Genomic DNA, 25,906 nt, shown 5'->3' on the forward strand with positions numbered 1-25,906 from the left:
TGATTCTCGGGTTACCAGTCGCCGGTGCGAGCGAGTCGCCGGGACATGGTCATGATCATCGATAGATGGACCATCGCCTCGTGATGTTCGGGCAGGGTCTCGTAGTCGCGTACGCAGCGGCGACGTTTGCTGATCCAGGCGAAGGTCCGCTCGACGACCCACCGGCGGGGCAGGACCTGGAACCCGGCCAGGTCATCGGTGCGTTTGACGACTTCGACACCGAAGGCGAGCACGGCGTGGGCCCAGCGCACCAGGCGACCGGCGTAGCCGCCGTCGGCCCAGATGTGGCCGACCGTGGAGAAGCGGGTCCGCAACGCGGTGAGCAGCCGGTGCGCGCCGTCGCGGTCCTGGATACCGGCGACAGTGATCACGACCGCTAGCAGCAGCCCGCCGGTGTCCACGGCGATGTGGCGTTTGCGGCCGTTGACCTTCTTACCGGCGTCGTAACCGCGCGAGCGAGTGGGTACGGTGTCGGCGCCACGAACCGAGGCGGAGTCGATGATCGCCGCAGTCGGCGCCGGATCACGGCCCTCGTAGACGCGGACCCAGCGCCGGAACAGCCCGTACACGGTCTGGTGCGGCGGGAAGTCGTGCGGCAGTGCCGCCCAGGCAATACCCCCGGTGACCAGGTAGAAGATCGCGTCGAGGACCAGCCGGCGCGGGTGCTTCTCGGGTCGCCCGCCCCGGCCTGCGGTGTTGCCCGCCGGGGGCAGCAGGGCTCGATCAACGCCCACTGCGCATCGGTCATCGACGAGGTTGGGTAGAACACGCAGGCCGACGACCGGACTGCCTCGTTCGAGTGGGCAGGGCATGACACACACGAACAGGTCGGCGAGGATGACACGCGGGCTCCTGGTGGACGGCTTGGTGTAGGAACCGCCCGACTACCAGGAGCCCGCTACATGATCGCCGCGGACGCGCCGCCGCTACTCCAAACCGTGATCACCACGGCCACCACTCCGAGTTGCAAAATGCGTTCTGAGATTGCTGCGCGACGCGGACAACGGCCGCGTCGAGCGGATCGACCACCGCCGTGTGCCCTCCTAGCTTCGTTCGTGATGCGGGTCATACGGACTTGCACCGGACCGTGGAGGTCGACCGACATGCCCATCGACAGCCGCGCCCTCCGCACCGCGCTCGGGCACTTCGCGACCGGCGTCACGGTCGTCACCTACGGAGTCGACGGCGATCGCTACGGGGTGACGGTCAACGCCTTCACCGCCGTGTCCCTGGATCCGCCGCTGATCCTGGTCTCACTCGACCGGCGCAGCCGGGCGAGCGAGGCGCTGCCCGGGCGACCGTTCGTGGTGAACGTCCTGGCGGCGACCCAGTGCGACCTGGCGCTCAACTTCGCCGGCAAGCCGGACGGGGAGCTGATCGTCCCCTGGGATGCCGATGCCGACCCGGCCGCCCCGCGGCTGACGGGCTCCTCGGCCTGGTTCGCGTGCACCCCGTGGCAGGCGCACGACGGCGGCGATCACGTCCTCCTCCTGGGTGAGGTCGAGGATCTCGACCTGCCCGGCGAGGAACCCCTGCTGTTCTACGGCGGTCGTTTCCGGGCCGTCGGTGGCTTCCCCGATGCCGTTCTCGAACCCACCTTCGTGCCGGACCCGGGCTGGTTCGGCGAGACCCACCAATTGACGTTCTCCCGCGACTTCGCGGACCGGTCGCGCACGCACCGGCCCTGCACCTGAGGAAGAAAGGCGACCGACATGTCCGCAGAGACGATGACGCCCCACCCGGCGGGTGGGACGACGACGCGCCCCCTCACCGGCAGCGAGTACCTGGAGTCCATTCGCGACGGCCGGGAGGTGTGGATCTACGGCGAGCGGGTGAAGGACGTGACCACGCACCCGGGCTTCCGCAACAGCGCCCGGATGGTGGCCCGGTTCTACGACGCCCTGCACGACCCGGAGAAGAACGAGGGCCTGATCGCGCCCACCGACACCGGCAGCGGCGGGTTCACCCACCCGTTCTTCAAGGCGCCGTACACCGTCGAGGACCTGAAGGCCTCCGCCGACGCCATCGCCGGGATGGCCAGGGAGAACTGGGGGTGGATGGGCCGCAGCCCCGACTACAAGGCGAGCTTCCTGTCCACGCTGGGGTCGAACACCGAGTTCTACGCACCGTTCGAGGACAACGCGCGCAAGTGGTACGCGACCGCGCAGGAGCAGTGCCTCTACTTCAACCACGCGATCGTCAACCCGCCGATCGACCGGAACAAGGCTGCCGACGAGGTCAAGGACGTCTACGTCCACGTCACCAAGGAGACCGACGCCGGCATCTACGTCAGCGGCGCCAAGGTAGTTGCCACGGGATCGGCGTTCACGCACTACAACTTCATCGGCAGCTATCAGCCGGTGCGCACCAAAAACATGAGCGCGATCTTCATCGTGCCGATGAACGCCCCCGGTCTGAAGCTGTACTGCCGCCCGTCCTACGAGTTCACCGCGGCCGCCGTCGGGAGCCCGTTCGACTACCCGCTCACCAGCCGGTTGGACGAGAACGACGCGATCATCATGTTCGACGACGTGTTCGTCCCGTGGGAGAACGTCTTCTGCTACGAAGTGGAGAAGGCGAACAACTTCTTCGCAGGCTCCGGGTTCGTGTTCCGGGCGATGCTGCATGGCTGCGTGCGGCTCGCGGTGAAGTTCGACTTCCTGTGCGGGCTGCTGCTCAAGGGCCTGGAGATGACCGGCGCCGGGGACTTCCGCGGCGTACAGACCCGGGTCGGTGAGCTGCTGAACTACCGCAACCTGTTCTGGGCCTGCGTGGACTCTATGGTGCACAACCCGACACCGTGGTCGGACGGGACGATGCTGCCCAACATCGACTCGGCGGGGGCCTATCGGCAGATGTCGACGATCGCCTACCCGCGGGCGAAGGAGATCTTCGAGCAGGACCTCGGGAGCGCGCTGATCTACCAGAACTCCAACGCCGTGGACTGGCTGAACCCCGAGATGCGGCCCTTCCTGGACAAGTACGTCCGCGGCTCGAACGGGCGCACCGGCGAGGACCGGATCAAGGTCATGAAGCTGATCTGGGACGCGATGGGCACCGAGTTCGGCGGGCGCCACGAGCTCTACGAGCGCAACTACTCGGGCAACCACGAGAACGTCCGGCTCGAGACGCTGTGGGGCCAGACCGCAAGTGGGCAGGTCGACGGCTACAAGGCGATGGTCGACCGCTGCATGTCCGAGTACGACCTCAGCGGCTGGACCGTGCCCGACCTGATCAATCCCGATGACGTGTCGTACTTCCGCGGTCGGGGGGTCTGAGCCCATGTTGTTCCTCGCGCAGATGGAGGTCTCGGTCCCGCACGACGTCGACCCCGCAGACCTGGCGAAGGTCAAGGACGCCGAACGCGAACGGGCACAGGAGATCCAGCGCTCCGGTCGCTGGCCACATCTCTGGCGGGTCGCCGGACGCTACGCGAACGTCAGCGTCTTCGACGTCGAGTCGGTCGACGAGGTGCACGAGCTGATCTCGTCGCTGCCGATGTTCGCGTTCATGGACATCACCATCACCCCGCTGGCCACGCACCCGTCGTCGCTGGCCTGATCCGGACCCGAAGGACGAACCATGACCACCACCAGCCAGGAACGCGTCGCGACGGTCGTCGCGGCGCTCATGGATGCCATCCGCGCGACGATCGTGGATCAGCGGGTCACCTACGACGAGTATAACGCGGCCAAGCAGTACGCCATCGACCTCGGCGAGGCCGGTGAGTGGCCGCTGTTCGCCGACGTTTTCTTCGAGGCCACCGTGGAGCAGGTGGAGGCGGCGACCAGCGACGCCAGTGACGGCGCGATCGAGGGCCCGTACTTCATCCCCGGAGCCACGCAGCTCGAAAAGCCGTACGTGATGCCGATGCGGGAAGACGAGCCGGGCGAGACCCTGCTGTTCTCCGGCACGGTCGCCTCCGCTGACGGCACCCCGCTGGCCGGCGCACAGATCGACATGTGGCACAGCGACCACTACGGGACCTACTCCGACATCCCGTACCCGGACGACCGCGAGCTCCCCCCGTCGGGCAACCTGCGCGGGCGGTTCACAGTCGACGAGAACGGCCACTTCGAGGTCCGCACGATCATTCCGGTGCCCTACGAGATCCCGAAGACGGGCCCGACCGGGGCGATGCTCGCGGCTGCGGGCTGGCACGCCTACCGGCCGGCGCACCTGCACGCCATCGTCACCGCACCGGGCCACAAGTCCTTGACCTGCCAGCTCTACCTGTCCGAGGACCCCTACCTCGACTCCGATGTCGCCGGCGCGGTCAAGCCCGGGCTGGTGCTGACGCTGGAGAAGCACAGCGACCCCGGTGACCTGGCGGCCCGGAACCTCGACGGCCCGTATTTTTCGGCATCGCACGCGTTCCGGCTCGCGAAGTCCTGAAAGGATCGTCCGTGAAGATCGCTTCGATTGAAGCCGTCCCGTTCAGCATCCCACTCCGCAACCCCACCGGGTTCGCACACGCCAGCATCTCCGCCGCCGACCACGTCCTGGTGCGGGTGCGCACCGATGACGGCCTGGTCGGGCAGGCGGAGGCGCCGGCCCGCCCGTTCACCTACGGGGAGTCGCAGCAGTCGATCGTCACTGCGATCGACGAATGGTTCTCCCCGGCGATGGTCGGGCTCGACCCGCTGGCCCGGGAAGTCGCGCGGGACCGGATGAGCTGGCTGGTGCACAACCACACAGCCCGCGGTGCCGTGGACATGGCCGTATGGGACGTGATCGGGCAAGCACTCGGGCAGCCGGTGCACCGGCTCCTCGGAGGTTACGCCGACGCGATGTCGGTGGTGCACATCCTGTTTGCCAGCTCGCCGGAGGGGATGGTCGACGAGGCGAACGAGATGCGGGAGCGCTACGGGTTCGGCACGTTCAAGATCAAGACCGGGAGGGACCCGAAGGTCGACGCCGCCGCCGTCCGAACCCTGCGGGCGGCGCTCGGCGACGACGTCGAGCTCTACATCGACTCCAACAAGGGCTGGAGCGCCGATCAGGCGATCGCGCTGCTACCGGTGATGGAGGAGGCAGGTATCTCGATGCTCGAGGAACCAACCCCGGCACTGGAGCCGCTCGGGCGGCGCCGGCTGGCCGCGCGCACCTCGATCCCGATCCTCGGCGACGAGAGCGTGACGCGGATGGGCGACATCGCCACCCAGATCCTCGACGACCACTCCCAGATGATCAGCATCAAGACCGCGCGGACCGGATTCTCGGAGTCGGAGCGCATCGTGGGGATGTGCGAGGGGCTCGGCGTGGGCCTGGCTATGGGCAGCCAGATGGACGGCATGGTCGGCACGCTGGGCACGTTGGCCTTCGGCGCGGCGTTCAAGAGCACGTCCGAGCGCGCCGGGGAGCTGGACTACTTCCTGCAGCTCACCGATGACATCCTCGCCGAACCGCTGGTCATCGCCGACGGCAAGATGGCCGTACTCGACCGGCCCGGCGTCGGGATCGAGATCGACGAGGACAAGCTCGCGCACTACCGGGTGGACAAATGAGCACCGCGCGACTGCACCACGACCTGCACGGACCTGAGGACGCGCCGGCCCTCGTGTTCGGCCCCTCGCTGGGCACCGACCTCGGGCTGTTCGACGCGCAGGTGGCGGCACTGTCCGGCGAGTACCGGGTGATCCGGTTCGACCTGCGCGGCCACGGCGGCTCGGAGGTACCGCCCGGCCCGTACACGATCGGCGCCCTGGCTGAGGACGTCATCGCCCTGCTCGACTCGCTCGCAGTGCACCGCTTCAGCTACTGCGGGGTCTCGATCGGCGGGGCGATCGGGCAGTGGCTGGGGATCCACCACGGCGACAGGATGGACGGCCTGATCATCTGCGCGTCCGCGGCCCGCTTTGCCGACCCCGAGGGGTGGCCGGTGCGCGCGGCGAAGGTGCGTGCGGAGGGCACCGAGTTCCTCGTGCCGTCGCGGACCGGCGCGTGGTTCACGGCCGAGTTCGCCGAACGGGAGCCGGCCGAGGCGCAGCGGCTGCTTGCGATGCTGCGTAGCACTCCGGCCGAGGGCTACGCCGGGTGCTGCGAGGCGATCGGCGCCTACGACGTGCGGGACCGCCTGCGCGACATCGCGGTGCCCACGCTCGTGATCGCAGGGGAGGAGGACCCGGCCACCCCGCCGGACATGTGCCGCGAGATCGCCGACGGCATCCCGGGGGCGCGGTTTCGGATCGTGCCAGGGGCGTCGCATCTGCTCAACGCGGAGAAGCCGGAGATTGCAAACCCCGCGATCGCCGAACACCTCGCCGCGGCCCGGTCCGGCACCCGGTCGGGCTGAACGATGCTCCGCACGATCCCGGCCTTGCTCGCACGGGCCGCCGATGCGTACGGCGACCGACCGTGGCTGATCACCGATGACGGGACGCGCTCGTTCGTCGCGGCCGCCGAGATGGTCGGCGCGGTCGGCCGTCGGCTGCGGAACCTGGGTGTCGGCCGCGGCGACATCGTGGCGCTCACGCCCCGTAACGAGCCGGATCACCTGCTCGCGATCCTGGGGGTCACCGCGATCGGCGGGATCGCCGTGCCGCTCAACCCCCGCAGCGCCGAGACCGAACTGCACGGCCTGCTCGGGCAGCTCGCCGCGGGTGGACGGCTGCGGGCGGTCGTCACCGACGCCGGCCTGCGCGACTCCGTGTCGCGTGCACTCGGCGAGCAGGGGCCACCACCGTGGCTGGTTCACGTGGACGAGCTGGTCGCGGGCCCGTACCCCCCGGAGGCGCCCGCGGTGCCAGTGGGCGAAGACGACGTCGCCCTCATGATCCCGACGTCGGGCACGACAGGCCGGTCCAAGCTCGTGATGCAGACCCACCGCGCGCACGTGATGTCCGGAGAGGGCTTCCCGGCGTGGATGGAGCTCGGCGACGACGAGCGGCTCATGACGGCGCTGCCGCTGTTTCACACCAACGCGCTCGCCTACTCCACGATGGGCTCGCTGGCCTGCGGCGCCGGGCTGATCCTGCTCCCACGGTTCTCCGCCTCCGGGTTCCTCGACGCGGCCCGTCGGCACGGTGCGACCTCGTTCAACGCCGTCGGCGCCATGCTGGAAATGCTCGACGAGCAGCCCGAGAACGCGGGAGACGCGGAAACCCCGCTGCGCACCGCCTACACCGCGCCCTCGCCGCCGGCGGAGCGGCATCGCGCGTTCGAGCGGCGTTTCGGGCTCCGGCTGGTGTGCGGCTACGGCATGTCCGAGAGCGTGTACGGGCTGATCTGGCTGCCCGGGACGCGGCCGTTCGGGACGCTCGGCGGGCTGCGCCAGCACCCGGACCTCGGGGTCGTCAACCAGGCTCGCGTGGTCGACGACGACGGCGACGACGTGCCGCCGGGGACGCCCGGGGAGCTGCTGCTGCGCAACCCCACCGTGACGCCGGGCTACTACGACATGCCGGCGGAGACCGCCGCCGCGCTCCGCGACGGCTGGCTGCACACCGGGGACCTCGTCACCGCGGGTACCGACGGCACCTACACCTTCGTCGCCCGCAAGAAGGACGTGATCCGCCGCCGCGGCGAGAACCTCGCCCCGGCCGAGGTGGAGGACGCGGTGCGCGCGCACCCGGACGTCGCCGAGTGCGTCGTCGTCGGAGTGCCCGCGGGGCTGGCCGAGGAAGAGGTCAAGGCCTACGTCGTGCTCGGCCCCGGCGCGACGGCCAGCGCCGAAGCCTTGCGCGACACCGTCGCCACCCGCCTCGCCTCGTTCAAGGTGCCGCGGTTCTGGCACTTCCTCGAGGAATTGCCTCGGACCCCGACGGGACGGGTGGTGATCCGTGAACTCCCCGGCCCGGGCGGTCCCGGTGAACTGGACCTCGCCCCACTCCGCCGATCAGGAGCCAGCACATGACCTCGTACCGCACCAGCATCGGCACATCCGACCGGGATCGCATCCGGTTGCTCGGGCACGACCTCACCGAGGACCTGATGGGGTCCGTGGCCTTCAGCGACCTTGCGTTCTGGCTGGTCACCCTGCGCCGCCCGACCCCCGGTGAGGGACGGCTGTTCAACGCGGTGCTGGTGGCACTGGCCGACCACGGCTTCACTCCGACGGTGCTGGCGGCGCGGCTGACCCTGCACAGCGCACCGGAGTCCGTGCAGGGGGCGATGGCCGCGGGCCTGCTCGGCGGCGGGTCGCGGTTCCTCGGTGTCACCGAGGACGTGGCTGCGTTCCTCGGCGGCGGCCTCGCCGCCGCCGGGCCCGGCGCCGATCTCGACGCCGTCGCCCGCACCTTGGTCGGTGACCGGGCAGCAGCCGGCCTGCCCGTCCCCGGGCTCGGGCACCCGGTGCACAAGGAGAACGACCCGCGTACCCCGGTGCTGCACCGGATCGCGGAGGAGGAAGGGGTGAGCGGGTCGCACCTGGCGCTGCTCGCCGCGATCGAGCGGCTGCATCCCCAGATCCTGGGCAAGCAGCTGCCGACCAACGGGGCCGGTGTCTGCGGTGCCGCGCTCGCGGATCTCGGCATCCCGGCGAACCTGGTCCGCGGCGTCGCCCTCGTCGCCCGGTCGGCCGGTCTGCTGGGTCACATCGCGGAGGAGATGCGCGATCCCCTCGGCCGCCGTCTCTACGACGCGGTGGACCGCGACGCCGAGTACATCGAGCCCACCGCACGACTTCAGGAGGACGCATGACGACCACGGCATCCACGCCCACCGGGACGAGCGTGCGGGTCCCGTTCACCGGTGAGGAGTACCTCGAGAGCCTGCGGGACGGGCGCGAGGTCTACATCTACGGCCGGCGCGTCGACGACGTCACGACGCACCCGGCGTTCCGCAACACGGCCCAGTCGATCGCCCAGATGTACGACGCGCTGCACGCCGACGCCGCACCCGGCGGACCGGGGGTGATCACCGGGCCCACCGATACTGGCAACGGCGGCTTCACCCACAAGTTCTTCACTGTGCCGCACTCCGCGGACGACCTGGTCGCAGGCCGCGACGCGATCGCGGCCTGGCAGCGCCTGTCCTACGGGTGGATGGGACGGAGCCCGGACTACAAGGCCTCGTTCCTCGGCTGCCTCGGCGGCAATACCGAGTTCTTCGACCCCTACCAGGAGAATGCCCGGCGCTGGTACCGCGACAGCCAGGAGCGGGTGCTGTTCCTCAACCACGCCCTGGCCAACCCGCCGGTGGACCGCCACCTCGGGCCGGACGCGCTGCGGGACGTGTTCGTGCACGTCGAGGAGGAGAACGACAACGGCCTCGTGGTGTCCGGCGCGAAGTGCGTGGCCACCGGGTCGGCGCTGACGCACTACAACTTCATCGGCCACTACGGGATGCCGTTGAACAAGAAGGAGTTCGCGGTCATCTTCATGCTCCCGATGGATGCTCCCGGGGTGAAGCTGGTGTCCCGGGCTTCCTACGAGTACCAGGCCACGGTGGCCGGCAGCCCCTTCGACTACCCGCTCTCCAGTCGTTTCGACGAGAACGACGGGATCATGATCCTCGACCGGGTACAGATCCCATGGGAGAACGTCTTCGCCTACGGGGACGCCGACAAGGTCAACGGCTTCACACCGCGCTCCGGCTGGCTCCCGCGGTTGACCTTCCACGGGCTGACCCGGTTGTGCGTCAAGCTCGACTTCATCGCGGGCTGCGTGCTCAAGGCCGTCGAGATCGCCGGCACGAACCAGTACCGCGGCGTGCAGGCCCACGTCGGCGAGATCCTCGCCTGGCGCAACGTCTTCTGGGGCCTGACCGAGGCGATGGCGCGGAACCCGATCCCGTGGGTCGGTGACGCAGTGCTGCCCAACAATGACCAGGGCGCCGCGTACCGGGTGCTCGCGCCGGTGGCCTACCCGCGGATCAAGGACATCATCGAGAACCACGTGGCCAGCGGGCTCATCTACGTGAACTCGCACGCCGAGGACTGGAAGAGCGACCAGGTCCGCCCCCTTCTCGACCGCTTCCTGCGCGGGTCGAACGGGGTGGAGGCGCTCGACCGCGTGAAGCTGATGAAGCTGCTGTGGGACGCAATGGGCACCGAGTTCGGTGGACGGCACGAGCTCTACGAGCGCAACTACGCCGGCAACCAGGATGACACCCGCATCCACCTTTTGCGCGGCGCGGAGGCACAGGGCACCACCGACGAGCTCATGAGCTTCGTCGACACGTGCCTGGGGGAGTACGACCTCGACGGATGGACCGGCGACCACCTGTTCAATCCCGGGCCGTTGAGCACGATCACCCCACATTGACACGATCGGCGCGGGGACCGGACATCCCGCGGAGCCCTACCGGAGGAGCGCTGTGGCGTTGCTGCCGACGGGCTCCGCGGGCTCGGTGTCCCTGACCAACTGGCCGCGCAGCGCGATGTCGGCGAGCTGATCGGCGATGTCGTCGGAGTTCAGGAGGCCGTCTGGTTTCAGCCACACCCAGGAGTAGTTGAAGATGCGGCCGCGACCGCGAACTACGCCTCGATGGGCGCGCACAGCCTGGACTACGAGTTCCCCTACGGCGCGCACATCCCCGCGTTCTACGCCCTGCTCGCGCAGCGCTACCACTGGTCATGCAGTCCGATGTGGACGGGGAACCATGCTCGACGGGCACGATCGCGGGCCCGCCGTCCTACGTCGCCGACCTGCTGCACCGCTACCACGAGGCAGGCTTCCACCACCTCACGCTCACCTACGGCGGCAGCCCGCGGAAGCGGATCGCGGTGATCGAGGAGATCTTCGCGGGGACTGTAAGAACATCGGTGTAACTCCGATCAAGGAGTGTGGACCCGATGACAGACCTGGCAGACGAGCCGGTGGTTGACCTCGACGCGGTAACCGACGGCCCGGCCGAGGGTGCAGGCCCAGCCGGGCTGGACCCTGTCGATGAGCAGCTGATCGCCCAGCTCGCCGGCCGGGCACGGGCGAACGGGCTGGAGCTGACCGGGGAGAATGGTCTGCTCGCGCAGCTGACCAAGCGGGTCCTGGAATCCGCTCTGGAAGGTGAGATCACCGATCACCTCGGCTACGAGTCCCACGACCCGGCCGGCCGTGACGGCGGGAACTCTCGCAACGGTCACCGGTCGAAGACCGTGCTGACCGAGGCCGGGCCGGTCGAGCTCGATGTGCCCCGGGACCGGGACGGCTCGTTCACCCCGAAGATCGTCGCCAAGCGGCAGCGCCGCATGTCCGGGGTCGACGAGCTCGTGCTGTCGCTGTCGGCGAAGGGCCTGACCACCGGGGAGGTCCAGGCTCACCTGGCCGAGGTCTACGGCGCCCAGGTGTCCCGGCAGACGATCTCGACGATCACCGACAAGGTCATCGAGGCGATGGTCGAGTGGCAGAACCGGCCACTCGACCCGGGACGGAGTCCAATGGTCGTCGCGAATCCTCACGACGACCATTGGACTCCGTCCCGGGCGGACTACCCGGTGATCTTCATCGACGCGATCCACGTCAAGATCCGCGACGGGAAGGTCGCGAACCGGCCCATCTATGTCGCGCTCGCGGTGACCTGTGAGGGCCGCCGGGAGATCCTCGGGCTCTGGGCCGGGGACCCCCTGCAGCGGCGGCGAGGGCGCGAAGTACTGGCTGCACGTACTCACCGAGATCCGTAACCGCGGCGTCGGTGACGTGCTCATGGTTGTCTGTGACGGCCTGGCGGGGCTGCCGGATGCGATCGGCGCGGTCTGGCCCGCCACTATCACCCAGACCTGCGTGGTGCACCTGCTGCGCAACAGCTTCCGCTACGCCGGCCGCCAGCACTACGACGCGATCGCCAAGGCCCTGCGACCGGTCTACACCGCACCCACCGAGGCTGCGGCGACCGAGCGGTTCCTGGAGTTCTGCGAGGCCTGGGGTGAGCGGTATCCGGCGATCGTGCGGCTCTGGGAGAACGCCTGGGCCGAGTTCGTGCCGTTCCTGGGGTTCGACGTCGAGATCCGCAAGATCATCTGCACGACGAACGCGATCGAGAGCGTGAACGCCCGGATCCGGCGGGCGGTCAAGGCCCGCGGGCACTTCCCGAACGAGGCCGCCGCGCTCAAGTGCGTCTACATGGCGATCATGAGTCTCGACCCCACCGGCACCGGGCAGCACCGGTGGTCGATCCGCTGGAAGCCCGCCCTGAACGCCTTCGACATCGCCTTCGACGGACGCCTGTCCGCCGGACGCACGTAACCCGACCAACCTCAGTTACACCGGAAACTTGGCTCTGGCGCAGATTGGGTGGTGAGCCGAGTCAGCTGAGCAGGATCCGCTGCCGGAGCAGCGGGAACCCGGCCCGGCCATACATCTGCCGCTTGAGGAGCTTGACCTTTGTGTTCGCTCCTTCGATCGGGCCGTTGCTGTAGGGCAGGGTCAAGCCCGCCAGGACGGCCGGCAGGTCCTTGCGCAGGCCGCGCACGAACGCGTGCAACGGTGTCAGGTCGCTGCTTTCGACTGCGGTCATCCAAGGGCGCACCTCGGCGCCGCGCCGCTGGGTGAGCAGGTTCGCGAAGCCACGGACGTGCTCGACCAGCGCGGTGAGCTGCGGGCATGCCGCGAGCAGGTCGTCGAGGTGGGTGCGGTCATCGTCGGACAGGTCAGCGGGCCGGGTCATGATCCACGAGACCAGCCGGCGTGGCGCGGGCACCGGCCGCTCGGTGCGGGCCCGGCCCTGGTTGAGGTAGCGGACCAGCAGGTTCGCGCTGCCGGTGTAGCCGCGCTCGCGGATCTCGGCCAACAGCTGGGTGGTCGCCACGTTCGGGTTCGCGGCCAGCCGACGTCGTAGGTGATCGCGGTGCGGGTCGACGAGGGTGGTCCCGTAGCGGGGTGGCCGGATCAGCTCCTCGGCCCGCGCGGCGCGGGCGTAGCGCTTGATCGTGTTGAGCGACCAGCCCAGCCGTCGCGAGCACTCGAGTAGCCCCACGCCCTGATCGAGCAGGGCGTGGACCGCGGCGTGGCGGGCCCGTGTCCGTTGCGCGAGCGCCGGCTCCCGCAGTGTGCTTGTCGCGCCGGCCGCAGCGGGTAGCCAGCACGCGGTGTGGGCGATCACGACCTTCTCCACTGCGCATCCGAGGCCGTGCCACAGGTGCCACCGGTCGCTGACCTGCACCGCCTCCGGTGCGCCGGCGGTGATCGCTTCGGCGTAGCTGGCCGACCCGTCCCGGCATACTGCCGTGATCCCCGGCCGGTCGCGTAGCCACGCCGAGAGGGTCGCGGCTCGCCGGTCGGGGAGAACGTCGATCCGGCGGTGGGTGATCGGATCGATCACCATGGTCATGTAGCGGCGCCCGCGGCGCAGGGCGACATCGTCGACGCTGAGCACCGAGGGCACCGGCAGGGTCGGTAGCGGGAGCGCCATCAGCGCGCGCAGCAGACTCGACCGGGAGACCGTCACGCCGAGCGTGGCCAGCAGGGCGGCACCAGCTCGTCCGGCCAGCGTGATCGCGACCTGCCCGATCGTGGCCGCCAGCCGTAGGGTGCGGCGGGCGTATCGGCTGGCCAGGGCAGGGATCTGCTCGCGGAAGGTCCGCTGCGGGCACTCCACGTCGGTGCAGAGCAGCCGGCGGACCCGCAGATCCATCACAGCCGGGCGTCCTCCGACCGGAAGGTCGGCCAGTCGGCGCAGGTGCCAGGCGTGCACCCGGCGTGACTCGGTGCCGCATCGCGGGCACGGCGCCGAGGACATAGCGCTGCGTGCGGTGATCCGTAAGACAGAACCGGTGGCGACGACATCCTCGACGACCAGGGACGACAACCCGGGGAACAACACGCTCTCAAGATCACGACCGCACCAGCGAGATGATCACAGAGCCGAGCGCGTCACCCGGACGTGACGCGCCCGCGGCCACCACCGCATCTGTGCCAGAGCCGGAAACTTGACAGTCCCCTCCCCGGCGGCGCATCGATGCCCTGGCGCTCGATGTGCGCGTCGATGGTGTCCTTGATGGACTCGCTGACCTGGTCGGCGTGGTCGAGCGCGTCCGCCAGGCCATGGCGGAAACGCAGGGTGCCGCCTGCGTGGTCGGCGAGCGGACCGTAGAGCCGCATCCCCTCGGTGGCGAACCGGCGCAGGTCGATGTCGCGGCCGCCGTCGCGGCCGGTGACGTAGTGGTTCGCCTGGGCGCGGACGGCCTCGCGGCGCGGGTGCTCGGTGACCGGCATCCGGTAGTAGCCCATCTCGTCGGGCCAGTCGGTGACGTCCCGGCCCCGATGGAAGCGCGCCACCCGCGGCGCGCTGCCGGCCGCCAGGTGCTCAGGGAGAGCCGGGCGCGGTTGACAGCCGCGGGTACCGAGCGTAACTTTTGCTCAGTCGAACTGACAAAAGAAGCACAAAACGTCAGAATGTCTGACACACGCCGAAGTAGGAGAGAAGCTCGGATGGCCAAGATCTTGTTCGTGATGACCGGTGCGACGTACTGGACGCTCAACGACGGAACCAGGCACCCGACCGGCTACTGGGCCGAGGAGTTCGTGGCTCCCTACTCGGCGTTCAGGGATGCCGGACACGAGATCGTTGTCGCCACTCCGGGTGCGATCGCGCCGACCGTCGACGCGGTCAGTCTGACTCCGGACATGGCCGGTGGTGAGGACGCCGCGAAGGAGCAGGCCGCGGTGATCGACGGAGCTGAGGAGCTCCGGAGGACGATCGACCTGGGGGAGGTGCAGCTCTCAGACTACGCCGCCGTGTACTACCCTGGTGGACACGGCCCGCTGGAGGACCTGGCCTTCGACAGGGACTCAGGAAAGCTGCTGATCGACGCGCTGGGATCCGGCAAGCCGCTCGGTATCGTCTGCCACGCACCGGCGGCCCTGCGCGCGACCGTCGCCGACGACGGGACGACACCGTTCGCGGGCTACCGCGTGTCCGCGTTCTCCAACGAGGAGGAGCGGCAGGTCGGTTTGGCGGAGAAGGCGCCGTGGCTGGTCCAGGACGAGGTTGTGAGCCTCGGTGCGAAGTACGACGAAGGCGAGCCGTGGGCTCCGCACATCGTCGTCGACCGTAACCTGTACACGGGCCAGAACCCTGCTTCGTCCGCCCCGTTGGCAGAGGAGCTCCTCAAGGCGCTGCCCTGATGACGGTGCTCCGCTGAGGTGTCGACCCACCGATGCACCGACAGGAGAGGGCTGGACCGGGCTGACATGACGAGCGCACCCCGCCTCGACCACGTCCTGGATGCCACCTACGCGTGTCTCACGCGGCATGGTGTGCGGCGCACGACGATGGATGACATCGCCCGAGAAGCGGGGATGTCGCGGTCAGCGGTCTACCAATATGTCCGCAACAAGGACGACGCCGTGCGGCGGCTCGCCGCGCGCCTGCACCTGCAGGCGACGGAACGAGCCTCCGCCGCGGCGGAGTCCGACGCACCATGGCAGGAGCGAGTGCGGTCAGTGCTGCAGGTCAAGCTCGACCTGGTGCTCGAGCTGGCAGGCGACTCTCCGCACACCGCCGAACTGCTGGATGCGAAAGCACGGCTCTACGGCGACATCTGCATCAATTTCACCGGCCGCGTCGGTGAGCTCCTGACGAGTCTGTTCGCTGAGGCGAGTCCTTCCGGAACGGCGCCCGAGGACGCCGCCGCGATCTGCACTGCGCTGGTGACCGGCCTGGAGTCGACCCCGGACAACGTCCGACTGCTGCCGACCGCTGTCGATCTGCTCACGGCTGGACTGGCCACCTCCGATGAGCCGGCCTGAGGCTCGCGTCGCCGCTCGTCGGCACGACCGGTGGGGGTGGCGCAGACGGTCGGCGCACTGACCGTCGGTCAGTGGTGTCCACCAAAGTGGTGTGCGACCCGGTCCTGTTGAGGGCTGTGGTGTCGACGTGTAGGGCGGCCACCGCGTGATCTTCTGGAGACCTTCCACAGTGCTTCAGGAGTTCCACGCGATGACCGCACCCTCCAGTATCGACCCCTCTGAGTTCCTGCACGAGCAGCTGTCCCAGGCGAGGTCCGGCTCTGCTTCGTCGTCAAGGTCAGCCCGGTGCACTTCTTCTGGGGCGGGATGGACCTGGCCTGCACCCGGTTCTCTGGGCGCCCGGCACCGCCGCACCCCGGCGGCGCCCCGAACTGCGGTTGACTGGGTCATGGTCGAGGGCTACTCCCGCGAGCTGAGCAGCTGCGGGTTCTGGCCCGGCGGCGGCGACGAGGGCGCCTTCTACGCCTACGCGGACCCGGCACCCGACGGGTTCGCCGAGCAGCCGGCCGGACCGGACGGCGCCCACTACAGCACCGAGTTCCAGCAGTTCCTGTTCCCCTACGAGGCCGCCCGGGCCGCCGCCGACCCGGACCGTGCCGTCAGCGAGTTCCTGCACGCCACGTACGAGGCCGCGGCGAACCTCGGGCACTGAGCCTTTGCCAACCTCGGTGGACGTGCTGGTCAGCGGACTGCGGCGTGTCGTGGCCTCGAATGGGTGAAGCTCCTGGTAGACGGGCGATTGACTAGATCAACACGTCCCACCAGGAGCTTCAAGGTGTTGTCCTACCCGTCTGGGATGACCGTGTCCAGCCGCGCGCTCAACCTGCTCGCCGATGAACCGCCCCGGCGTGTCCGGAGAGCTATCGGGTTGAGTGCTCTGACTCGGGCTGGCCGATGTGTTGACGGTAGTGCGCGGCCTCCAGCTCGGCCGGGGGCAGGTCCGCGGCAGCGGAGTGCAGCCGTCGGTGGTTGAACTAGTCGACGTACTCGAGGGTGGCGATCTCGACCTGCTCGACCGTGCGCCACGGACCTCTCGGCTTGATCAGCTCGGTCTTGAACAGCCCGATCGTCGACTCCGCCAACGCGTTGTCATACGCGTCGCCCACCGACCCGACCGAGGGCGCCGCGCCGGCCGCGGCGAGTCGTTCGGTGTAGGCGATGGACCGATATTGCGACCCCGCATCCGAGTGTGCGACCAGCCCGGACAGGTCCTTATGGCCCTGTCGGGCGCGAGTCCATACCGCGTGTTCGAGGGCATCGAGCACCAGCTCGGTACGCATCGACGTGGCCGCGCGCCAGCCCAGGATCCGCCGCGAACAGGCATCGATGACGAAGGCGACGTAGACCATCCCCGACCACGTCGGCACGTAGGTGAAGTCAGTAACCCAGAGCTGGTCCGGGGCCGGCCGGTCGAACCGGCGCTCGACCAGGTCACCGGCCCGCGGCCCACCACCGTCGATCGTGGTGCGGACCCGGCGTCCGCGGCGGACCCCGGCCAGCCCCGCCGCGCGCATCAGCTGCTCGACCGTGCATCGGGCGACGTCGATGCCCTCGCGGCCCAGCTGGATCCAGACCTTCCGAGCGCCGTAGACGCCATAGTTCTCGGCATACACCCTGCTGATCTGAGCGGTCAGTTCCTCGTCACGCACCTGCTGTCTGCTCGGGGCCCTCAACGCCGCGGCGCGGGCGGCGTAGTAGGTCGACGGGGCGATCGCCACGCCCAGCTCGGCGAGCTGGGCGCAGATCGACGCGACACCCCACCGCCGTCCCACCGTGGAGCGGGCGGCGTGCTGGTCGATGAACCTCACCAACGCTTGTGTGGCCGGTCGATCTCGGCCGCGAAGAAAGCCGACTTGAGGATCTCGTTGGCCCGCTTGAGCTCCGCGACCTCCCGGCGCAGCCGCTTGACCTCCTCGGACTCCTCAGTGGTGGTGCCCGGCCGGACACCACCGTCGATCTCGGCTTGACGGACCCACTTGCGCACCGTCTCCCCGGTGCCGACCCCGAGCTTGGTGGCGACGGCGTTCATCGCCGCCCACGGCGAGTCGTAGTCCGACTCGACCTCGGCGACCATGCGCACCGCCCGCTCACGCAACTCCGGCGGATACGGCGGCTGGGAACGACGTGTCATGACTCCATCTCCTCAGAAGATCAAGTCTCCCGACACGCCGGGGCGGTTCACGCCGCCGTGGAGCGAGCACTCACCTGGCGGCACCACCGCGTCGTCGACGCCGAGACCCTCTGGACCTCGCTCTAACCCGGCCCCTCCATCCACAACCCCATCGGCCTCGGACCGGAGCCGCACCGACGTCCGACTCGTCGACGTTCACCGTCGACCTGATGTTCGTGCGTGCTTCTGCTCGATCCATGCCGGCCATGGTCCGGATGTCACTCGGGAGGGGTCCCGACCGGTCGAGGTGCAGGCGCGTCGACCCGGCCGAGCTCCGACGGCCCGGGGCACGGAAGCCGGTGGCGGACACCGCCCGGGCGCGTGTCCCGTCGCGGTGTTTAGCCGTGCCTACGACGGGTCACCCCGACGGGTGGACCTGACGAGGCCAGAGCTGATCGGAACGCCGGACGAGTCGGAGCGCAGCGCCGACGGCGCGTCCCCCACCCGGCACGCCGCCACGGTCGACGACGCCGACGTCGTCGACCAGTTCCGGCGTCTCGCACCGGCACTCCTGGACTGCGCGACGGTCGCCGAGGTGCTGGACCGGGTGCTCGACGCCGTGACACGCGTCGTGCCCGTGGCGGCGATGGCGAGCGTGACGATGCGCGACGACGAAGGCCACTACTACACACCGGCGTCCACCGGCGGGCCGGCCGAGGAGATCGACGTCGTGCAGTACCGCAGTGGTCGCGGTCCCTGCGTCGACGCCGCCCGGGAGGACGGCCCCGCGTCCGCGGTGTCGGACGACCTGCGGCGCGAGGAGCGGTGGCCCGAGCTGGCCGGGACCGCAGTGGGTCACGGGTTCCTCTCGGTGGCCGCGGTCGAGCTGCTCCCCGACGCCCGGCCGCCCCGGCTGCCGGGCGCGCTCAACGTGTACGCCTCCGAGCCGCAGGCCTTCGGCCGCGCGGACCTCGACCGCCTGACCATCCTGGCCGGGTACGCCTCGCTCGCGCTGGCGACCACCGACGCGATCTCGGCCGCGGAGCTCAAGCAGGCACATCTGCGGACGGCGATCGAGACCCGTGACGTCATCGGCCAGGCCAAGGGCATCCTGATGGCCCGCCGCGGGCTGGACGCCGACGAGGCGTTCGACCTGCTGCGCCGGACCTCGCAGGACATCAACGTGAAACTGGCGCGCCTGGCCCGCACGGTCGCCGAGCGTCCCCAGGACATCGACTCCCTCTAGCGGCCCCGGGCGGGCGTTTGGGCACCCGTGCAGCGGGCAGACGCGTCGCATCCCGAGCATCGACCCCGGGGCGGTGCGAGGGCCAGGCCGGGGCGGTTGAGTTCCGACAGCCGCCCCGGCTGAAAAGCGAGTACTCCTGCGCCGGCATCCCGGAGCGGTCCGATCCGGGCCCGGTCGGCTGATCCGGTGAGACCGTTGCCGAGCCGAGATGACTCCTGGTCACACCCACCGCGCATGGTCCGGCGACGCTCTGCGCAGCCCTCGACAGGTGGACATCGAGGACTATATCGGACATCTTTGCGCCACTGTGCCGTCGCCGTCCGCTCTGCCTCCGACGACCCGAGGCGAACACCACCATCGGGCGGACCGGTCGACGGCCGGAGGAGGAGCGCGACGTGCAGGAGCTCGCGCGCAGGTTCGGCCTGCGCACCCACCCGCAGATCTTCTTCTGGTCTGCAGGTCTGATAATCGCCTTCCTCGTGGTGCTGCTGCTCGCGCCGGGCCCCATCGGCGCGGCGTTCGACGCGGGTCGTGGGTGGATCACGACGAACCTCGGCTGGTACTTCGTCATGGGGGTGACGACCTGGCTCGTGTTCCTGATCTGGGTGGCCCTGAGTCGCTACGGCACCCTGCGCCTGGGCGGTGACGACGCACGTCCCGCCTACTCGAACGTGTCCTGGTTCACGATGCTGTTCGCCGGAGGGATCGGGACCATCCTGATGTTCTGGGGGGTCGCGGAGCCGATCTCGCACTTCACGACGCCCCCGGTCGACGGTGTCGAGCCCTACAGCGCCCAGGCCGCGCAGGATGCGATGTCCTTCGCGCTGTACCACCTGAGCCTGCACACCTGGGCCATCTTCACGCTGCCGGGGCTGGCCTTCGGCTACTTCATCTACCGCTACGACCTGCCGATGCGGGTCTCGTCGGTGTTCTACCCGTTCCTCAAGGAGCGGATCCACGGCCCGATCGGGCGGACGATCGACATCTTCGCGGTGCTCGGCACGGTGTTCGGCGTCGCGGTGTCGCTGGGCCTCGGCACCTCGCAGATCAGTGCCGGGCTGAGCGCGCTGCTGGGGGTGCCGGACTCCGTCGGCGTACGGGTGGCGGTCATCACCGTCCTCACCCTCGTGGCGACGGGGTCGATCGCGGTCGGGCTGGACAAGGGGATCCGTCGGCTGTCGAACCTCAACATCGGACTCGCGGTGGGGCTGATGCTGTTCGTACTCGTGGCCGGTGAGACCGTCTTCCTCCTCCGGCAGATGATCGAGACGACCGGGCTCTACCTGTCGAGCCTGCCGAGGCTGTCGTTCTGGAACGACTCCCTGGCCCCCTACACCGACGAGGACGGCTGGGGCTGGCAGGCCGGATGGACCGTCTTCTACTGGGCGTGGACGGTGACCTGGGCCCCGTTCATGGGGGTCTTCCTCGCCCGCATCTCGAAGGGGCGCACCATCCGCCAGTTCGTCGGCGGGGTGCTCGTGGCCCCGGCGACCTTCACGGTCGTCTGGTTCGTGATCTTCGGCTGGTCGGCGATGGCGATCGACGGCATCGGCGGTGCCGGGGGGCCGATCTCGGCCGCCGTCGCCGACAGTGTGCCGCTCGCGATGTTCGCCTTCTTCGAGAACTTCCCGGCGGCGACACTCGTCTCCGGAATCGCGGTCGTCGTGGTCGCATTGTTCTTCGCGACGTCCGCGGACTCGGCCGCCCTCGTCGTCGACATGCTCTGCACCGGCGACGACCGGCCCAGCCCGATCCGGCAGCGGGTGTTCTGGGGGCTCACCATCGGTGCACTGGCCGCCGCGCTCATCGTCCTGGGCGGTGATGCCGCGCTGGATGCGCTGGAGCAGGTGATCACCGTGGTGGGGCTGCCGATCTTCACCATGGTCTTCGCGATGGTCTTCGCGCTCGTCGCCGGGCTCCGTTCCGAGGTCCCGCCCCGGATGGTGACGGTGCGGGGGCATCTCTCCGAGCAGCCGGTGGACGGGACCGGGACGGATGGCACGGCCGCCACGCGTGACGTCGCCGGACGGCCTGCGTCGCCGACCGACTGACGCGCGACATCCGGCCGGGCCCGGACTCCGTGTCCGGTCGGATGTCGTCCGGGGCTCACCGGGGCCCCGGTCGACGCGGCGGTGGACCAGGTGGTCACCGACCCACGGATCGGAGCGGGCGAACGACCCCCGGCAGGGCCGGTGCTCAGTCGCGTGGGTCGCGCTCGGCCCGCTCGCGACGGAGCCGGTCGAGGTCGTCGTTCGCCAGCGCGCTCCAGAACCTGAGCGCGGCGTGCTCCATCTCCAGGCCCAGCTCGATCGTGATCATGCGCGGCTCGGCCCACTCCTCGCGGCCGTGCCGGGCGACCATGTCCTCGTAGTCGGCGATCCGGCTCTCGTGCTGGCGGATCTGCTCGCGGGCGAGCTTCCCGACGTCGTCGGGGGATCCCGCCTCGTTGAAGAACAGCTTGAGCTCGGCGATGTCGCGCATCTGGAAGTGCTCGGCGGTGGGCGCCGCCAGCCACTCGCGCAGGGCCGCCCGGCCCTCGTCGGTCAGGGAGTAGGTCTTGCGCCGCCGTCCGTGCTCCTCGGTGTCGAGGGCGAGCAGGCCGGCGTCGGCGAGCCGGTCCGGCTCGGAGTACAGCTGCGCGTGCGGGAAGTGCCAGAAGTAGCCGACGGAGCGGCTGACCGCGCGCTTCAGGTCGTACGGCGTCGAGGGCCCGCGCAACGCGATCATGCCCAGGACCAGATACGACGTCGTGGACAGTCGCATCCGCGCTCCTCTCGTGCCGGCCGGTGCTCCGCGGACTCTAGACGAGGCGGGTCGTCGATCCGCGGATGCGGCTCGACCCTCGCACGTGCGTCCCGCCACCCGCGACCGCCCCTCCTGACACCGGAGCCCGCCGTACGGGGTCGCTCCCGAGGCCGGTGGAATCCGGGGCTTCCCCTCTGACAGTCTGAACCGTATGGTCTGAAACAGACTAACGACGAGGGGGTCGGATGGACCTGGTGACGACGCTGCGATGGGCGGTCGAGCGCAACCCCGATCGGCCGGCGGTACGCGGAACCGGCAGGTGGCTCTCCTATCGGGAGTGGGACGCGCGGACCGACCGGCTGGCCGGAGCCCTGCGGAGCCTCGGCGTGGAGCGGGGGGCCCGGGTGGGCCTGGTGATGCACGGTGGCGAGCAGCTCGCGAGCCTGCACCTGGCCGTGCAGAAGCTCGGCGCGGTCTCGGTGCCGCTCTCGACCCGGTTCGGGGTCGAGGAGCTCGGCTACTGCCTGGGCGACGCCGACGTCCGCCTGGTGGTCGCCGACGCCGCGCACGCCGAGCGGGTCGCCGCCGCCGGCCTGGGGGACCTGCTGCGGGACGTGGCGGCCGTCGACGAGCTCGCCGAGCGGCTCGACAACGCGGTCTGCGTCGTCCCGGACGAGTCGGACCTCAGCGTCATGCTCTACACGTCGGGGACCACGGGGAAGCCGAAGGGTGTCCCGCGTACCCACCGGGCCGAGCATCTGGCAGCGGTCGCGCACGTGATGCAGACCCGGCAGCGGCAGGGGGTCGCGACCCTCGGGGTGATGCCGCTGTTCCACACGATGGGCCTGCGCACGCTGCTGGCCTCCGTCGTGGTCGGCGGCACGTGGGTGGGCCAGCCCGCCTTCGACGCCGACGAGTCGATGCAGCTGATCCTCGAGGAGAACGTCGGTTCCCTGTACCTGGTGCCGACGATCTACTGGTCGCTGCTGCGCACCGGACGGCTCGGGGACGCCCGTGCGCTCGACAACCTCGCCTACGCCGGCGCCGCCATGACCCCGTCGCTCGCCGAGAAGCTGGTCGAGCAGGTCGCGCCCACCTCGTTCGTCAACCACTTCGGTTCGACCGAGATCTACACCTTCACCATCGGGCCCGACGTCGCCGCCAAGCCCGGCTGCGCCGGGCGGGCGGGGCTGTTCTCCCGGGTCCGGCTGATCGCGCCCGACGCGGGCGCCCCGGTCGACGAGGAGGTCCCGCGCGGGACGCAGGGTCAGGTGATCGTCTCGATGGCCTCGCCCGAGGCCTTCGGCGGCTACCGGAACCGGCCGGACGCGAACGCCAAGGCCATCCGGGACGGGTGGTACCACACCGGTGACCTCGCCGTCGCCGACTCCGACGGCGACCTCTGGGTCTCCGGCCGCACCGACGACATGATCAACTCCGGTGGCGAGAACATCTACCCGGACGAGATCGAGTCGGTCCTGACCCGCTGTCCCGCCATCGACGACGTCTGCGTGGTCGGGCTGCCCGACGAGCGCTGGGGACACGCGGTGACCGCGTTCGTGGTCCCCGTCCGCGGGACCGACCCGCTGGCCGCGGCCGAGCAGGCCCTGGCCTGGGCCCGGGATCAGCTGCCGTCGCTGAAGCGGCCGAAGCGGGTGATCGCCGTCGACTCGATCCCGCGGTCCGGGGTCGGCAAGACGCTGCGCCGCACGCTCGTCGCGGGCGAGTACGACCTGAGGGGAGAAGCACGTGTCTGATGTGTCCGATGTGTCCGTGGCCGCCCGCACCTGGGTCCCCAGCCGGGACGAGGACGCCGCGCTGGTCACCGGCCGGGGCGCGTTCCTCGACGACCTGGACCCGCTGCCCGGCACGCTGGTCGCCACCGTCGTGCGCTCCACCCGTCCGCACGCCCGGCTGCGCTCGGTCGACCTGAGCCGCGCCCGGGCCCATCCGGGGGTGGCGGCGGTGATCGGCCCCGATGAGGTGCGCGCCGCGCTGCGGCCCTTCCCCCTGTCGACCGGCGCGGTGATGCCCTACCTGCCCACCGGTGTGGACAAGGTGCGCTTCGTCGGCGAGCCGATCGCCGTCGTCGTCGCCTCGGACCGCTACGTCGCCGAGGACGCCGCCGAGCTCGTCGCCGTCGAGTACGACGACCTGGGTGCGGTCACCGCGGCCCGCGCCGCGCTGGAGCCGGACGCGCCGCTGCTGCACGAGGACGCCGGGTCCAACGTCGCCACCGACCGGACCTTCTCCTTCGGCCCCGTCGAGGAGCGGTTCCGCGACGCCGCGCACGTGGTGACCGGCCGCTACGACTTCCCGCGCTACTCCTCGGTGCCGATGGAGTGCTACTCGGTCATCGCGCAGTGGAACGAGGGCGACGCCGGCCCCTCGGTCGAGGCCTGGGCGAACTTCCACGGACCGTTCTCGATGGTCCCGGTCATGGCCGGCGCGCTCGGTATCCCGACGTCGCGGGTGCGGCTGCACGTCCCCGCCGACATCGGCGGCAGCTTCGGGATCAAGGCCGGCATCTACCCGTACGTGGTGCTGATGGCGCTGGCCTCGAAGCACTCCGGCACGCCGGTGCGGTGGGCCGAGGACCGCGTCGAGCACCTGATGGCGAGCTCCACCGGTGCGGACCGGGCGATGACCTTCTCCGCCGCGGTCGACGCCGACGGCACCGTGACGGCCCTGCGCACCGACCTGATCGACAACGTCGGCGCCTACCTGCGCCCGCCGGAGCCGTCCACGCTCTACCGCTGCTACGGCAACATCACCGGGCCCTACCGCATCGACGCCGTCGAGATCCGGGCCCGCGCCGTGGTCACGAACACCATGCCGACCGGGCTGAACCGCGGCTTCGGCGGCCAGCAGCTCTACTTCGGGCTGGAGCGGCTGATGGACGCGGTCGCCGCGGCGACCGGGCTCGACGTCGTCGAGGTGCGGCGCCGCAACCTGGTGTCGGCGTTCCCGCACGAGACGGCGACCGGGGGCGTGTACGACTCCGGCGACTACGCCGCGGCGCTGGACCTGGCCGTGAAGAACGCCGACCTGGCCGAGCTGGAGCGCCGGCGGGAGGCGGCCCGGGCCGAGGGCGCCTTCTACGGCATCGGCACCGCCCTGGTCGTCGACCCGTCCGGCACCAACATCGGCTACGTCGGGCTGGCCACCCCCGCCGAGGACCGCAGGCCGGGCCGGGACAAGTCCGGCTCCACCGAGCACGTCCGGATGTCGGTGGACCTGCAGGGGATCGTGACCGTGCTGCTCGGGTCGGTTCCGCAGGGCCAGGGCCACGCCACCGTGGCGCGGAAGGTCGCGGCGCAGCGGCTCGGGCTGCCGATCGCGCAGGTACGGGCGGTCGTCGACATGGACACCGCGACGACCCCGTGGACGGTCACGTCCGGGTCGTACTCGTCGCGGTTCGCGCCGCTCGTCACGAGCGCGGTCGTCGCCGCCGCGGACACCATCGCCGCCACGGTGAAGGCGGCCGGGGCCACGCTGCTGGAGGGGGCCGACCCGGGCGAGCTGACCCTGCTCGACGGGAAGGTCGTCCACCCGGACGGCCGTTCGGTCGCCTTCCGGCACGCCGCCGGCGTCGTGCACTGGGACCCGGCGTCGCTGCCCGACGGCGTCCCCGCCCGGCTCTACGCCGAGGCCGAGTTCTCCCCGCGGGAGACCCGCGCGGCCACGGCGGACGACCGGATCAACTCCTCGCTCTGCTACGGCTTCGTGGCCGAGATCGTCGCGGTGCGGATCGACCCGGACACCCTGGAGATCGAGGTCGACCGGGTGTCCTCGGTGCACGACGCCGGGACCGTCCTCGACCAGACCCTGCTCGACGGCCAGGTCTACGGCGCGCTCGTGCACGGCCTCGGCGGCGCAGCCTACGAGCAGTTCACCCACGCCGACTCCGGGCAGCCGACGGCGGCGACGTTCCTCGACTACCTGTGCCCGACCAGCGCCGAGGCCGGGTTCGACCTGCGTACCGACCACGTGGTGACCCCGTCACCGCTGACCCCGCTCGGCGCCAAGGGCTGCGGTGAGGGGTCGTCCATGAGCTTTCCCGTGGCCTACGCCAACGCCGTCGCCGACGCGCTGGCACCCCGCGGGATCGACATCACCCGCCTGCCGCTGCACGGCGAGGTACTACACCAGCTGCTCACCGAGAAGGAGAACTCCTGA

The 25,906-nt window shown here is 70.1% G+C and carries 22 protein-coding genes and 3 pseudogenes; 19 read left to right on the plus strand and 6 right to left on the minus strand.

Annotated elements, in window-relative coordinates; genetic code table 11:
- Positions 1–11 precede the first annotated feature (11 nt).
- A pseudogene (locus AC0GKK_RS23085) lies at positions 12–748 on the minus strand (IS5 family transposase).
- A 355-nt stretch (positions 749–1,103) separates the two neighbouring features.
- Here AC0GKK_RS23085 and AC0GKK_RS23090 point away from each other — a divergent pair.
- From AC0GKK_RS23090 to AC0GKK_RS23130, 9 genes are read left to right on the plus strand one after another with little or no spacing between them, the layout of a single operon-like run.
- Positions 1,104–1,694 carry a flavin reductase family protein gene (locus tag AC0GKK_RS23090; RefSeq protein WP_357440967.1) on the plus strand — a complete coding sequence of 197 codons (591 nt, stop codon included), beginning with the start codon at positions 1,104–1,106 and terminating at the stop codon, positions 1,692–1,694.
- 18 nt (positions 1,695–1,712) lie between these two features.
- Positions 1,713–3,278, plus strand: a complete 1,566-nt coding sequence (locus AC0GKK_RS23095) for a 4-hydroxyphenylacetate 3-hydroxylase N-terminal domain-containing protein (RefSeq protein ID WP_357440964.1) — start codon at positions 1,713–1,715, stop codon at positions 3,276–3,278.
- A 4-nt stretch (positions 3,279–3,282) separates the two neighbouring features.
- Positions 3,283–3,561, plus strand: a complete 279-nt coding sequence (gene catC, locus AC0GKK_RS23100) for a muconolactone Delta-isomerase (protein ID WP_357440963.1) — start codon at positions 3,283–3,285, stop codon at positions 3,559–3,561.
- Between the two features lie 21 nt (positions 3,562–3,582).
- A complete protein-coding gene (locus tag AC0GKK_RS23105) occupies positions 3,583–4,395 on the plus strand; it encodes a dioxygenase family protein (RefSeq protein WP_379674577.1) in 813 nt (270 codons plus the stop codon).
- An 11-nt stretch (positions 4,396–4,406) separates the two neighbouring features.
- Complete coding sequence (locus tag AC0GKK_RS23110) at positions 4,407–5,507, plus strand: mandelate racemase/muconate lactonizing enzyme family protein (RefSeq protein WP_489882501.1); 1,101 nt, start codon at positions 4,407–4,409, stop codon at positions 5,505–5,507.
- A complete protein-coding gene (gene pcaD, locus AC0GKK_RS23115) occupies positions 5,504–6,295 on the plus strand; it encodes a 3-oxoadipate enol-lactonase (RefSeq protein ID WP_405415987.1) in 792 nt (263 codons plus the stop codon). The genes AC0GKK_RS23110 and pcaD overlap by 4 nt, the downstream gene beginning before the upstream one ends.
- 24 nt (positions 6,296–6,319) lie before the next feature.
- On the plus strand, positions 6,320–7,855 hold the full coding sequence (locus tag AC0GKK_RS23120; RefSeq protein ID WP_476652143.1) for an AMP-binding protein: 1,536 nt from the start codon (positions 6,320–6,322) through the stop codon (positions 7,853–7,855).
- Complete coding sequence (locus tag AC0GKK_RS23125; RefSeq protein WP_357440948.1) at positions 7,852–8,640, plus strand: citryl-CoA lyase; 789 nt, start codon at positions 7,852–7,854, stop codon at positions 8,638–8,640. The genes AC0GKK_RS23120 and AC0GKK_RS23125 overlap by 4 nt, the downstream gene beginning before the upstream one ends.
- Positions 8,637–10,205: a 4-hydroxyphenylacetate 3-hydroxylase N-terminal domain-containing protein gene (locus AC0GKK_RS23130; protein WP_357440946.1), complete on the plus strand. Its 1,569-nt coding sequence runs from the start codon at positions 8,637–8,639 to the stop codon at positions 10,203–10,205. Before AC0GKK_RS23125 ends, AC0GKK_RS23130 begins: the two co-directional genes overlap by 4 nt.
- Positions 10,206–10,241: 36 nt before the next feature.
- On the opposite strand, the gene AC0GKK_RS23135 is transcribed toward AC0GKK_RS23130, so the two are convergent.
- Entirely contained in the window at positions 10,242–10,382 is a 141-nt protein-coding gene (locus tag AC0GKK_RS23135; protein ID WP_357440943.1) for a hypothetical protein, read from the minus strand.
- 134 nt (positions 10,383–10,516) lie between these two features.
- On the opposite strand from AC0GKK_RS23135, the gene AC0GKK_RS23140 reads away from it, so the two are divergent.
- Positions 10,517–10,711, plus strand: a complete 195-nt coding sequence (locus AC0GKK_RS23140; RefSeq protein WP_405415997.1) for a hypothetical protein — start codon at positions 10,517–10,519, stop codon at positions 10,709–10,711.
- Positions 10,712–10,735: 24 nt separating this feature from the next.
- Positions 10,736–12,122 (plus strand): annotated as a pseudogene (locus AC0GKK_RS23145) (IS256 family transposase).
- A gap of 61 nt (positions 12,123–12,183) precedes the next feature.
- Here the strand turns inward: AC0GKK_RS23145 and AC0GKK_RS23150 are convergent.
- The gene (locus tag AC0GKK_RS23150) at positions 12,184–13,698 is read right to left on the minus strand and encodes an ISL3 family transposase (RefSeq protein WP_489882502.1); all 1,515 of its coding nucleotides are present in this window, start codon (positions 13,696–13,698) and stop codon (positions 12,184–12,186) included.
- Between the two features lie 50 nt (positions 13,699–13,748).
- A complete protein-coding gene (locus tag AC0GKK_RS23155) occupies positions 13,749–14,153 on the minus strand; it encodes a hypothetical protein (protein ID WP_489882503.1) in 405 nt (134 codons plus the stop codon).
- A 153-nt stretch (positions 14,154–14,306) separates the two neighbouring features.
- Between AC0GKK_RS23155 and AC0GKK_RS23160 the strand changes: the two genes are divergently transcribed.
- The 4 genes from AC0GKK_RS23160 to AC0GKK_RS23175 all read left to right on the plus strand — a co-directional run bounded on the left by AC0GKK_RS23160 (position 14,307) and on the right by AC0GKK_RS23175 (position 16,278).
- Positions 14,307–15,002, plus strand: a complete 696-nt coding sequence (locus AC0GKK_RS23160; RefSeq protein ID WP_010243516.1) for a type 1 glutamine amidotransferase domain-containing protein — start codon at positions 14,307–14,309, stop codon at positions 15,000–15,002.
- Between the two features lie 66 nt (positions 15,003–15,068).
- Entirely contained in the window at positions 15,069–15,626 is a 558-nt protein-coding gene (locus AC0GKK_RS23165; RefSeq protein ID WP_033200722.1) for a TetR/AcrR family transcriptional regulator, read from the plus strand.
- Between the two features lie 285 nt (positions 15,627–15,911).
- Entirely contained in the window at positions 15,912–16,007 is a 96-nt protein-coding gene (locus tag AC0GKK_RS23170; protein WP_337819678.1) for a DUF5996 family protein, read from the plus strand.
- 7 nt (positions 16,008–16,014) lie between these two features.
- Complete coding sequence (locus AC0GKK_RS23175; protein WP_357440935.1) at positions 16,015–16,278, plus strand: DUF5996 family protein; 264 nt, start codon at positions 16,015–16,017, stop codon at positions 16,276–16,278.
- 208 nt (positions 16,279–16,486) lie between these two features.
- Here AC0GKK_RS23175 and AC0GKK_RS23180 read toward each other — a convergent pair.
- Positions 16,487–17,757, minus strand: a pseudogene (locus AC0GKK_RS23180) (IS3 family transposase).
- Between the two features lie 409 nt (positions 17,758–18,166).
- Here AC0GKK_RS23180 and AC0GKK_RS23185 point away from each other — a divergent pair.
- Positions 18,167–18,982 (plus strand): GAF and ANTAR domain-containing protein, encoded by an 816-nt coding sequence (locus AC0GKK_RS23185; RefSeq protein WP_489882504.1) that lies wholly within the window; start codon positions 18,167–18,169, stop codon positions 18,980–18,982.
- Positions 18,983–19,377: 395 nt separating this feature from the next.
- On the plus strand, positions 19,378–21,033 hold the full coding sequence (locus tag AC0GKK_RS23190; RefSeq protein ID WP_489882505.1) for a BCCT family transporter: 1,656 nt from the start codon (positions 19,378–19,380) through the stop codon (positions 21,031–21,033).
- A 145-nt stretch (positions 21,034–21,178) separates the two neighbouring features.
- On the opposite strand, the gene AC0GKK_RS23195 is transcribed toward AC0GKK_RS23190, so the two are convergent.
- Positions 21,179–21,745: a PadR family transcriptional regulator gene (locus tag AC0GKK_RS23195; protein ID WP_062396568.1), complete on the minus strand. Its 567-nt coding sequence runs from the start codon at positions 21,743–21,745 to the stop codon at positions 21,179–21,181.
- 227 nt (positions 21,746–21,972) lie between these two features.
- On the opposite strand from AC0GKK_RS23195, the gene AC0GKK_RS23200 reads away from it, so the two are divergent.
- Positions 21,973–23,484, plus strand: coding sequence for a class I adenylate-forming enzyme family protein (locus AC0GKK_RS23200; protein ID WP_489882506.1), 1,512 nt, complete (start codon positions 21,973–21,975; stop codon positions 23,482–23,484).
- The gene (locus AC0GKK_RS23205; protein WP_489882507.1) at positions 23,477–25,906 is read left to right on the plus strand and encodes a xanthine dehydrogenase family protein molybdopterin-binding subunit; all 2,430 of its coding nucleotides are present in this window, start codon (positions 23,477–23,479) and stop codon (positions 25,904–25,906) included. Before AC0GKK_RS23200 ends, AC0GKK_RS23205 begins: the two co-directional genes overlap by 8 nt.

The sequence above is a fragment of the Pseudonocardia sp. P-1 genome, from assembly GCF_058111925.1.

Coding starts and splice junctions, on each gene's coding strand:
- AC0GKK_RS23090 (WP_357440967.1), top strand. CDS start 1,104: ATGCCCATCGACAGCCGCGCCCTCCGCACCGCGCTCGGGCACTTCGCG.
- AC0GKK_RS23095 (WP_357440964.1), top strand. CDS start 1,713: ATGTCCGCAGAGACGATGACGCCCCACCCGGCGGGTGGGACGACGACG.
- catC (WP_357440963.1), top strand. CDS start 3,283: ATGTTGTTCCTCGCGCAGATGGAGGTCTCGGTCCCGCACGACGTCGAC.
- AC0GKK_RS23105 (WP_379674577.1), top strand. CDS start 3,583: ATGACCACCACCAGCCAGGAACGCGTCGCGACGGTCGTCGCGGCGCTC.
- pcaD (WP_405415987.1), top strand. CDS start 5,504: ATGAGCACCGCGCGACTGCACCACGACCTGCACGGACCTGAGGACGCG.
- AC0GKK_RS23125 (WP_357440948.1), top strand. CDS start 7,852: ATGACCTCGTACCGCACCAGCATCGGCACATCCGACCGGGATCGCATC.
- AC0GKK_RS23130 (WP_357440946.1), top strand. CDS start 8,637: ATGACGACCACGGCATCCACGCCCACCGGGACGAGCGTGCGGGTCCCG.
- AC0GKK_RS23140 (WP_405415997.1), top strand. CDS start 10,517: ATGCAGTCCGATGTGGACGGGGAACCATGCTCGACGGGCACGATCGCG.
- AC0GKK_RS23160 (WP_010243516.1), top strand. CDS start 14,307: ATGGCCAAGATCTTGTTCGTGATGACCGGTGCGACGTACTGGACGCTC.
- AC0GKK_RS23165 (WP_033200722.1), top strand. CDS start 15,069: ATGACGAGCGCACCCCGCCTCGACCACGTCCTGGATGCCACCTACGCG.
- AC0GKK_RS23175 (WP_357440935.1), top strand. CDS start 16,015: ATGGTCGAGGGCTACTCCCGCGAGCTGAGCAGCTGCGGGTTCTGGCCC.
- AC0GKK_RS23195 (WP_062396568.1), bottom strand. CDS start 21,745: ATGCGACTGTCCACGACGTCGTATCTGGTCCTGGGCATGATCGCGTTG.
- AC0GKK_RS23200 (WP_489882506.1), top strand. CDS start 21,973: ATGGACCTGGTGACGACGCTGCGATGGGCGGTCGAGCGCAACCCCGAT.